Annotated in this window: 7 protein-coding genes and 1 tRNA gene; 3 read left to right on the top strand and 5 right to left on the bottom strand. The window is 59.5% G+C overall.

Features of this window, described 5'->3' with window-relative positions; translation table 11 throughout:
* Positions 1 to 393: 393 nt before the first annotated feature.
* Positions 394 to 467: transfer RNA gene (locus NW827_RS09510), tRNA-Pro, on the top strand.
* A gap of 38 nt (positions 468 to 505) precedes the next feature.
* Here NW827_RS09510 and NW827_RS09505 read toward each other — a convergent pair.
* From NW827_RS09505 to NW827_RS09495, 3 genes are all read right to left on the bottom strand, one after another.
* Positions 506 to 1,789, bottom strand: a complete 1,284-nt coding sequence (locus NW827_RS09505) for a bifunctional folylpolyglutamate synthase/dihydrofolate synthase (RefSeq protein ID WP_414361290.1) — start codon at positions 1,787 to 1,789, stop codon at positions 506 to 508.
* Positions 1,790 to 1,869: 80 nt separating this feature from the next.
* Complete coding sequence (gene serA, locus NW827_RS09500) at positions 1,870 to 3,453, bottom strand: phosphoglycerate dehydrogenase (RefSeq protein WP_414361527.1); 1,584 nt, start codon at positions 3,451 to 3,453, stop codon at positions 1,870 to 1,872.
* Positions 3,454 to 3,566: 113 nt separating this feature from the next.
* On the bottom strand, positions 3,567 to 3,830 hold the full coding sequence (locus tag NW827_RS09495) for an NAD(P)H dehydrogenase assembly family protein (RefSeq protein WP_414403592.1): 264 nt from the start codon (positions 3,828 to 3,830) through the stop codon (positions 3,567 to 3,569).
* Positions 3,831 to 4,164: 334 nt separating this feature from the next.
* Here NW827_RS09495 and NW827_RS09490 point away from each other — a divergent pair, with 334 nt between their 5' ends.
* Together NW827_RS09490 and mazG are read left to right on the top strand one after the other, a co-directional pair.
* On the top strand, positions 4,165 to 4,380 hold the full coding sequence (locus NW827_RS09490; RefSeq protein WP_414361287.1) for a DUF2949 domain-containing protein: 216 nt from the start codon (positions 4,165 to 4,167) through the stop codon (positions 4,378 to 4,380).
* Positions 4,361 to 5,449, top strand: coding sequence for a nucleoside triphosphate pyrophosphohydrolase (mazG, locus tag NW827_RS09485; RefSeq protein ID WP_414361286.1), 1,089 nt, complete (start codon positions 4,361 to 4,363; stop codon positions 5,447 to 5,449). Before NW827_RS09490 ends, mazG begins: the two co-directional genes overlap by 20 nt.
* A 4-nt stretch (positions 5,450 to 5,453) precedes the next feature.
* Here mazG and NW827_RS09480 read toward each other — a convergent pair whose 3' ends face one another.
* Together NW827_RS09480 and NW827_RS09475 are read right to left on the bottom strand one after the other, a co-directional pair.
* Entirely contained in the window at positions 5,454 to 5,873 is a 420-nt protein-coding gene (locus NW827_RS09480) for a hypothetical protein (RefSeq protein ID WP_414361284.1), read from the bottom strand.
* Positions 5,874 to 6,325: 452 nt separating this feature from the next.
* Positions 6,326 to 7,303, bottom strand: coding sequence for a PspA/IM30 family protein (locus NW827_RS09475; protein WP_414503620.1), 978 nt, complete (start codon positions 7,301 to 7,303; stop codon positions 6,326 to 6,328).
* Positions 7,304 to 7,421 lie beyond the last annotated feature (118 nt).

The raw sequence follows: 7,421 nt of genomic DNA, 5'->3' as shown, positions 1-7,421 counted from the left end.
CCCCCCTCTGCGAAGGCGTCGTCCCTCCAGGAGCAGACACGGGATGACCCAGATTCCGGCAACGCCTTGTCTACCTGCGGGGAGGGCTGTATCCCGACACTGACCTTGTCGGTGCGGAGATTCAAGCTTTCCCCAAGAGAGCCAACTCTCCCCTGGCTGTGCCTCAAGCCTGCAGCTTCTTCCAGCGGCAATCGCTGCTGTGGAAGGGCGAGGGCTGCTGCCCCTTGGAGAGAGACGCCATGGGATGGGCAAGCGCAATCCCTTTTGGTTGGTAAGGCTGCCCTTGCCAGCTTTGTCCTTCCTTGCCGCGGCCCTACCTGCGAGCTACCAGGTAGGCCTCTTTGACGCTTTAGGCAGGGATCCCGGGCATTTTTCTGCCATAATATTTGGAGACGGGATGTAGCGCAGCTTGGTAGCGCATCTGCTTTGGGAGCAGAGGGCCGCAGGTTCAAATCCTGTCATCCCGATGAGGCTGGCAAAGGGAGCAAAGGGGGTTGCAGGGATCTCAGCCGGCTAGCTCCCATCCCAGGCAAGCTTGCATCACCTGGCCCAAGAGGTACAGGGAGCCGCAAATTACCCCAGGCGGCTCCCCAGGCTCAGCAGGCTGCTGCAACTGGGCTTGCAAAGCAGCAAGATCTGGCAGGGCCTGGGCAAGGCGGAGATGGGGCTGGAGGGTCTGGGCGAGGTGGGCCAATTCTTGGGGATCCGTTCCTGCATGGCCAAGGATGGGCAGGGCCCAAAAGCGATCCCCCGGTCGCAGCAGGGCAGCAAGAATACCCTTGACATCTTTAGTCGTGAGAATGCCCATGTACCAGGTGAGGGGGCCGGGCTGATGCTGGTCTAGGTAGCGGCGCAGGGCTTGGGCGGCTGGCAAATTATGGGCTCCATCCAGGAGCAGCTGGCGGGATCCAATCTGCACCCGCTGGAGGCGACCCGGCCAACGGGTGAGGGCAAATCCTTCTTTGACAGCAACATCGGGGATCCGCCAGCCTTGTTCCTGCAGGGTCTCCACAACGGCCAGGGCTACCGCCCCATTGATCAGTTGTACCTCGCCGGCAAGGGGCAGGGTCAGCACCTGATCCCGCCAGCGGACAGTCTGAGGACCGGACCACTGCAGGGGCTCCACCACTCGCAGGGGACTGCCCAGCTGCGCTGCCTTGGCCTGGATGACAGCCATCACCTCGGGGGGTTGGGGCGCGCACACCACGGGGATCCCTGGCTTGAGGATGCCGGCCTTTTCGGCGGCAATCTGCTCTAGGCTATTGCCCAGGCGTTGCCAATGATCCCAGCCAATGGAGGTAATGGCGGTTACCACCGACTTGATTCCAGCGTTGGTGGCATCCAGTCGCCCCCCGAGGCCCACCTCCATCACGGCCACCTCCACCTTTTGCTGGCGGAAGTATAGCCAGGCAGCAGCAGTGATGGCCTCAAACTGCGTTGGAGAAGCCTCGCCAGGAGCATAGGTTTGCAGACAGTCCCGCACTTGGGCCAAGGCTTGGCTCCAGTCGTTGGCGGAAATGTACTCCCCATTGAGCCAGATCCGCTCGCGCCAATCCACCAAATGGGGAGAGGTGTAGCGGCCCACCCGGTAGCCTGCCGCCCACAGCACGTGGCTAACCCAGGCACAGACGGAGCCCTTGCCATTGGTGCCAGCCACGTGGATGGCCGGGATCCCCGCCTGCGGCTGGCCCAGCCGCTGCAGCAAAACCTGCATGCGCTCCAGACTGAGATCTACACCAAACCGGCCTAGTGACTCCAAAAAGGCCGGCCAACTCCAGTCGGAGATCATCTGAGGCCTTAGGGACAACTCACTTTGGCTCAAGCCAACCCTCCGTCTTGCTAGCTAGGAAAAGCGGGGCTTGGGGATTGCTAGAGGTTCACCACAAAAGCGTCACGAATGCCCGGCTGCTTGAGCACCTCTTCTAGGAGTCCATCCGGCAGGGGATCATCTAGGCTGAGCACCATCACCGCATCGCCGCGGATGATCTTGCGGCCCACCTGCATGCTGGCGATGTTAACGTTGTAGGCTCCCAGCAGGGTGCCAATCCGGCCGATGATCCCCGGCATATCTCGGTGCAACGTCATGAGCATGTTGGCCGAAGGCGGCACATTGACTGGGAACTCGTCGATCTGGGTAATGCGTACCTCCCGCTCCCCAATGAGGGCCCCTGAAACCGAACGCACCCCGTTGGGGCCGTGGGCAATCAAGGTCAGGGAGCCGGAGTAATCCCTTACCGAGGGATCCCGGGTTTCCACTACGCGAATGCCCCGCTCCTTGGCCTCAATGGAAGCGTTGACGTAGTTAACCCGCTCCCGCAAAGCTAGCGTCAAGAGCCCCTTGAGTGCGGCGATGACAATTGGCCGGCTGTCTTTCTCAGCCAGGGATCCCTGCAGGCGGATCTCCAACTGGCTAACCCGATCCCCCGCTAACTGACCCACCAGGTTGCCCAGCGTTTCAGCTAACTCGAGGTAGGGCTTGAGGTTTTGCAGCACCTCCGCCTGCAGGCCGGGAATGTTCACAGCAGAACGAGCAGGCAGCCCCAACAACACATCGCGGATCTGCTCGGCCACATCAATGGCCACATTAATCTGCGCCTCCTCAGTGGAGGCCCCCAGGTGAGGGGTCAGCAAGATCTCTTTGCCCAAGGAAAGCAGAGGTGAATCTTTGCTAAGGGGCTCTTCAGCAAACACATCTAGGGCCGCTCCGGCAATTTGGCCAGATTTGAGGGCTTCGTAAAGAGCCTGCTCATCCACCAGGCCACCACGTGCACAGTTAATCAGCCGGGCGGTCGGCTTCATCAGGCGGAAGGTTTCAGCGTTAAACAGGTTAGTGGTCTCAGGGGTCTTGGGAACATGCAAGGTAATGTAGTCTGACTCCTGCACCAGGGTGGTGAAATCGACCAGGCGCACCCCCAGTTGCTCCGCCCGCTCGACGGAAATATAGGGATCGTAGGCCAAAAGCCGCATCCCCATTGCTTTAGCAATCTGGGCTACATGGGAGCCAATCCGGCCTAGGCCAACGATACCCAGGGTCTTTTTGTAAACCTCTACCCCCACAAACTCCTGCCGCTTCCATTGGCCCGCTTTCAGGGAGGCATTGGCATCGGCAATGTGGCGCGAGAGGGCCATCATCAAGGCAATAGTGTGCTCGGCGGCAGCAATGGTATTGCCCTCAGGGGAGTTGACCACTAGGATCCCGGCCTTGGTGGCAGCAGCCACGTCGATGTTGTCCACCCCTACCCCTGCCCGGCCAATGATTTTCAGGTTCTTCCCTGCCTCAATCACCTCCCGGGTAACCCGCGTGCTGGAGCGCACCACAATGGCCTCGTAGTTGGGGATCACCGCAATCAGCTCCTCAGGGGTAAGGTTGGTTCGCACATCCACCTGAGCTACCTGGGAGAGGATGTCAATTCCCGCCTGATCAATGGGATCGGTGACGATAACTCTGGGCATACGCAACGCTAGCCTAATGGTGAAGGGCAGCAGCAGAAAAGCCAATGCCACAAGCTGGCTTGGATCCCGCCGCCGAGCCAAGTTCTGACCCAACGCCAGCCAGCAACTTTACTCTACCGCGGAAGTCTGCCGCCACTCTCAAGACCTGCAGCTCCTAGAGGGCGAAGATATTTGCCCTCAATCAAAAAGAGGCCGCTGGCAAACTGCACACAGTAGGTGCCCAACATCCGCCGCTGCCGGATCACCCCTTGCTCGTGCAGCTGAATTAAATGAGCTGGGCGCAACCTCGGCACCGGATCGGCCGTTTTCAAATAGGGAGGTATCTCCACCACCTCAACCCTTGTCCCCACCGGCAGCAACTCTTGAGGTTTAGCCATAGCAAAAATCCCCCAGCGAGTAACGCTATACCTACTTTCAGCCTAGCGGAGCTTGGGCTGCCTCACCGCAGAACCAGAAACTGCGCCAAAGCTGGAAAGCACCGCGGCTTCCCCAGCTGCTGTCAATCGCCAGCAGACTTGCTATTATTTTGACCTCCATCGCATTCACTCTTGGAGACAGACAACCAGCTGCCCCTTGGGAGAGCTGGCAGTGGCTCACCCTTGGCCTACCTCCTCTCTTTGCACAAATCCAGTAGGAGTGTTAAGAATGGTTACAGCGGCTGGCCATTTTCTTAGTTTTTCCAGCTGTCCTTCTCAGGATCCTGAAGTGCCTATGCTAGATCCCATTCCTCCTCCGGCTTTGGAAGAATACCTCTTGGAAGCGGGCATTGTCGACCGCTCGCAACTAAGTTTGGCCAAAAAACTGCAGCGCCGCCAGCAGGGGCCGCTGCTGATGATTCTTTTGGAACTGAGCTTTATCGATCTCGACCAGCTTAGGCGGCTTTTGGATCTGGGCCGCCTCTACGACCATGCTGCAAACGCTGGATAGCCTGCAGTCCAACTGGCAACAGGAGCTGGCCCGCTGGTCGGCGGTGGGGCAGGGATCCCTGCTGCTAAAAAATTGCGGAAGCAAGGAAGTGGCAGAGCTGGTTTGTGGGTTACGGCAGGTCTGTGCCCCTGCTCAATCTTTGACTTTGCTGACCGCAGACTTGGAGGTAGTGGCCGGTCCGCTGACGCTGCAGAGCTGGGAGCCAGAAAAAACGGGCCCTTTTGCCCATCTCTATCTAGAGCGTGCTGAGTCTGCCCAGCACCTCAGCCGTCTAGCAGCAATTGTAGCCCGGCTACGTTCCCCCAGCGGCTGCCCCTGGGATCGCGCCCAGACCCCTGAATCGCTTACTCCCTACATTCTTGAAGAAGCCTACGAGACTGTGGCGGCCATTCGAGCCGGGGATCCAGCCGCTATTGCCGAAGAGCTAGGGGACCTGCTGTTGCAGGTGGTGTTGCAATCCCAGATCTTTGCAGAGCGAAACCATTTCAACCTGGAAACCGTGGCAGCGCGGATTGCCGACAAGCTAATCCGCCGTCACCCCCATGTGTTTGGGGAGACCCTACAGCCAGAGAGTTTTGACCTTTCCCAGTTGCACCGCCTTTGGGAAGACATCAAGCAGCAAGAGCAGCCGCAGCAAACCCTTGGTCAAAAACTGCTGCACTACGCTGAAACTCTGCCTCCCCTGATGGCCGCCTTGAAAATTTCCCAAAAGGTGGTGGCCTCAGGAGTGGAGTGGCCAAGAGAAGAAGGGATCTGGGCCAAGATCCGCGAGGAAGAGGCCGAGCTGCGCCAAGAGCTGGAGCGCGATCCCCCCGACCGGGCCCGCCAGGAAGCAGAGCTGGGAGATCTGCTGTTTGCCCTAGTTACCTTGGGGTGCTGGTATGGGCTGGATGCTGTCCAGGCGCTAACGCAGACCAATCTGCGCTTTGCCCGCCGTTTTTTGCGCCTGGAAGAGCTGGCGCGGCAACAGGCAGAATCAGAGCTGCCTGCCCAAGACTTCCCCCTCAAAGGACGCACCCTGCAAGAGCTAGAGAGGCTCTGGCAGCAAGCCAAGCAAGACCACCCCTGATCCTCTAGGGATGGCGGGGCAACTCTAGGACAGGAACCACTAGCTCTTGCACAGGCAGAGCTACGGGTTGGGCAGTTTCGCCACTCGCAGAGGAAGGTGGCCAAGAGGAAGAAGTTGGCGCCTTGTCAACAGGGTGGAGTCGCCAGCGGATGATCTGCTCGCCACGGTAAAAGGTCACCAACAACTGGTTCCCCTGGGGTTGGATTTGCCAAGTGCCATCACCACTGGTAACCGAAGTCTGTTCCCCAGAAAAGGGTGCATCTAAAGCCGGCCCTGATTGGCTCCAAATCCGTCCGCCCCCTGTTTCCAGAACCAGTTGCACCGTTGCTCCCTGTCCTTGACCACTCAAGATCTGGCCAGTGCCAATCCAAACTTGGGTCTCTTGAGCTGCTGCAGACTGCCCAAGCTGCAGAGCCAGGAGCAACAGTCCTGCCCAGCTTCCCCAGTTTTGTGGCGCTCTTCCCCAACGCCGAGGGAAAGAAGAACAGCAAGCAAAGAAGGCCATTGCTCCCCCGTTGTACTCCACGCTGCGATAAAGCTAGACCCCGTCTGGCCGCAGCAGCAGTTCTTTTTCCCAGTCTAACCTTGCCCCTGGGTTGAGCCGGTTGTGGGCTCCGCAGTCGCCTTGATCCCAATCTAGGCAACTGCTGCCCCCCCAGATAGGCTGCAACCTGAGCCTCTGGGTGCGGGGATCCCTAACAACCGTTTCGCCAATGCGCAGACCCGCTTGAGAGGGCAACCCCCAGCGCTTCCCGCTAGGACACTGCCCCTGCTTGCCTGGCTTGCTCGACAAGGGCGGATTCTCGAGCGGGTATGGCCTCAGTTGGGTCTACAGGGCAGCGGCCCGGGCGAAGGTCTCCCTGCTGCCCCTCTGGCTTAGGTGTTCCTCTCCCGTTCCAGCTTGGCTATTGCTATCTGGCTTTCCAGGCGGGAAATGCCCTCGCGAAGGGCTACTACCTGGGCTTCCACCTGCTCTAGGGAGTGGCGAACGGCCTCTGCTGCACTTAGGTGTTGGTTGCGCTGCACCAAAGCCTGGCGTGCCAGCTCGTCCTGATTGTGTTGGGTAGCCTCTTGGGCTCTGACAAACCACTCTTCTGCCTTTTGCAGCAGTTGACTGTACTTCCGTTCCAGTTGCTTGCGGCTGGCCAGAGTTGTGGTTAGGCTGCGCTGCAACTGTTTGAGATCCCGCTCCAGCTGCCGGAGGCTTACCCTCTCTTGGCTGGGCTTTTTCCACAGCAGCTTGCTCAGCCCTACCATCACCACCACTGTGGCAATACCCACACCCGCTGCTGCCGCTGGGTTTTCCCGCAGGAAAGACCCATCCAAAACCTGAGGTCCTGCAAAAGCTGAGACTTGCAGTGCCGCTTCTCGAAACTCCCACGGCATCACCGGCTGGTTTTGCTGCCAAAAACCCCGGCGTGCCGCCTGCGCGACCCCTTGAGCTTCCAGGTAGCGCTCCCGGCTGTCCCCGTGCAAAAAGCGCTCGTAAACCACTGCCTGCCCCTGGCGCAACATCTCCAAGTTCACTAGGCCGTCGGCGTTGTACACTTCGGCAATGTGCAGCCCTTCTGGGGTGATGTAGAGGGTGTCTACCTGCACCAGGGATCCCGGCGGCAGCAGCTTTTGCAGAGCCTCCTGGGAGAGGCGCCCCCACCGCCCCTGCGTTAGCTCCGGCGCATCCACATAGGCAAGACGAAAACGGGTTGGCCTGTCGTTTAGGTCTGCCCAGAAGGTGTCCCCATCGACCACCGACCGCACCCGCACTGTCTCAAGAGATTGGGCTGCTGCAGGTAGGACAAGCCAACCGCTCGAAAGGGCAGCCGCCGTCATCGGGAGGGAAGTTTTTGAGCTCATGGGGGTCACTCCTTAAGGAAATCGAGAAAAACTCTGGGAACAAACCCCAGCCCCAAGACGTCTCTAGAGGGTGCTACGAGGATAGCTGCTTTTCCCGGGGCTGGGGGGAGTGCTTTTT

The sequence above is a fragment of the Synechococcus sp. H70.1 genome (assembly GCF_047502705.1).
In the GTDB taxonomy this organism is placed as follows: domain Bacteria; phylum Cyanobacteriota; class Cyanobacteriia; order Thermostichales; family Thermostichaceae; genus Thermostichus.
This window is presented reverse-complemented; position numbering and strand designations above follow the sequence as displayed.

What these genes read in the sequence shown, in the direction of transcription:
- NW827_RS09505 (WP_414361290.1), bottom strand. Translation starts at nt 1,789, where the DNA reads ATGATCTCCGACTGGAGTTGGCCGGCCTTTTTGGAGTCACTAGGCCGG.
- serA (WP_414361527.1), bottom strand. Translation starts at nt 3,453, where the DNA reads ATGCCCAGAGTTATCGTCACCGATCCCATTGATCAGGCGGGAATTGAC.
- NW827_RS09495 (WP_414403592.1), bottom strand. Translation starts at nt 3,830, where the DNA reads ATGGCTAAACCTCAAGAGTTGCTGCCGGTGGGGACAAGGGTTGAGGTG.
- NW827_RS09490 (WP_414361287.1), top strand. Translation starts at nt 4,165, where the DNA reads ATGCTAGATCCCATTCCTCCTCCGGCTTTGGAAGAATACCTCTTGGAA.
- mazG (WP_414361286.1), top strand. Translation starts at nt 4,361, where the DNA reads ATGCTGCAAACGCTGGATAGCCTGCAGTCCAACTGGCAACAGGAGCTG.
- NW827_RS09475 (WP_414503620.1), bottom strand. Translation starts at nt 7,303, where the DNA reads ATGAGCTCAAAAACTTCCCTCCCGATGACGGCGGCTGCCCTTTCGAGC.